Genomic DNA, 1,731 nt, shown 5'->3' on the forward strand with positions numbered 1-1,731 from the left:
GGGCTTGTATTTCAATTACTGCTTGTTCTGCTGGAGTTGGTGGGACGGTGGGTCATGCCTGTGCGTCTGCCTGTCCTTGTGTTACGGGCCAAGTTTGATCGGATCCTGCCTCATCTCGACGAGCGCCGTCGCCGGCTCTACCTGGCCAGCGAGGCCGTGGCAATCGGCCACGGTGGGATCGCTTTGGTGGCTGCCGCATCCGGGACCAGTGTCTCCACCGTCTCGCGCGGCGTCACCGAACTGGCCGGGGGCCCGCCGGCAACGAGGAGGGTCCGGGCTCCGGGAGCCGGACGCAAGCCGTTGACGGTCACCGACCCCGGCCTGCTGCCGGCGCTCGAGGCGCTGATCGAGCCGCACACCCGGGGGGATCCCGTGTCCCCGCTGCGATGGACCACCTTGTCGCTGCGTACTCTGGCCTCGACCCTCACGTCGCAGGGCCATCCGGTCAGTGCCGCCACTGTCGGGCGCCTGCTGCATGGCATGGGCTACAGCCTGCAGGGCACGGTCAAGACCACCGAAGGCACCAGTCATCCGGACCGCGATGCCCAGTTCGCCCACTTGAACGCCACGGCCACTGCCTTCCTCGACGACGGGCAACCGGTGATCAGCGTCGACACGAAAGCCAAGGAGTGGCTCGGGCACCGCGACCGGCCCGGCCGCACCTGGCGGCCAGGCAAGGATCCCATCAAGGTCGACTGCCACACCTTCACCACCAGCGACCAGCCCGTCGTCATCCCGTATGGGATCTACGACATCGCCACCAACACCGGCTGGGTCAATGTCGGGACCGACCACGACACCGCCGAGTTCGCGGTCGAGTCCATACGCCGCTGGTGGCAGCACCGCGGACGGGTGCACCACCCGAACGCCACCCGGTTGTTGATCACCGCCGATGCCGGTGGCTCCAACGATCCCCGCCGATGGACCTGGAAGAAGCACCTGGCCGCCTTTGCCCTGGAGACCGGTCTGGAGATCACGGTCTGCCACTTTCCGCCGGGCACCTCGAAGTGGAACAAGATCGAACACCGGATGTTCTGCCACATCACTGCGAACTGGCGCGGTCGACCACTGACCAGCTACCAGGTCGTCATCGAGACCATCGCCGCGACGACCACCCGCACCGGGCTGACCATCGGCGCCGAGCTGGACACCGGCAGCTACCGCCTCGGCTCAACGGTGACCGCTGCCGAGTTCCAGGCCCTGCCGATCACGCCGAACGCGTTCCACGGCGACTGGAACTACACCCTGGCCCCCGTCCCACCCCGACCGCGACCGGCGCCAGCGGCCGCCCGGCGGATCGACCCGGCCCTGACCGAGATGCTCAGCGATCCGGCTTTGACCGGCATGCCGCGGTCCGACTTCGAACGCCTGGTGGCCGTCAGCGAGCCGTACTGGGACGCGCTGGCCGAGGCGGCCTTCCAGCGCCGCTTCCACCGCCCCCGCAGCTACCTCCACCCGCAGACCAGCAGCCTCGACCACTACCACCGTCTCCTGGCGGCACTCTTGCGCCGACGCAGGGCGATCACCAGCACACTCCTGGCTCAGATGCTGGGCGTCACCCGCACCAACCTCTCCAACCAATTCCAGGACGGCCACCGCCTGCTGGACCTGCACCGCATCGCCGTCACACCCATGCCCGGAACACCCGCCCGGACCCTCGAACAGCTTCGAATTCGACTGCCCGACCAGGACCACCAAGATCAATCCTGACAATTATTCAGAAACAAGCCC

Annotated in this window: 1 protein-coding gene; it reads left to right on the top strand. The window is 67.4% G+C overall.

The genetic code is table 11. The features are described from left to right. Nucleotides 1-54 precede the first annotated feature (54 nt). Nucleotides 55-1,710: an ISAzo13 family transposase gene (locus PV350_RS46495; protein WP_500339295.1), complete on the top strand. Its 1,656-nt coding sequence runs from the start codon at nt 55-57 to the stop codon at nt 1,708-1,710. Nucleotides 1,711-1,731: the final 21 nt, after the last annotated feature.

The organism is Streptomyces sp. PA03-6a, from assembly GCF_033792765.1.
Classification (GTDB): Bacteria; Actinomycetota; Actinomycetes; order Streptomycetales; family Streptomycetaceae; genus Actinacidiphila.

What these genes read in the sequence shown, in the direction of transcription:
- PV350_RS46495 (WP_500339295.1), top strand. Translation starts at nt 55, where the DNA reads ATGCCTGTGCGTCTGCCTGTCCTTGTGTTACGGGCCAAGTTTGATCGG.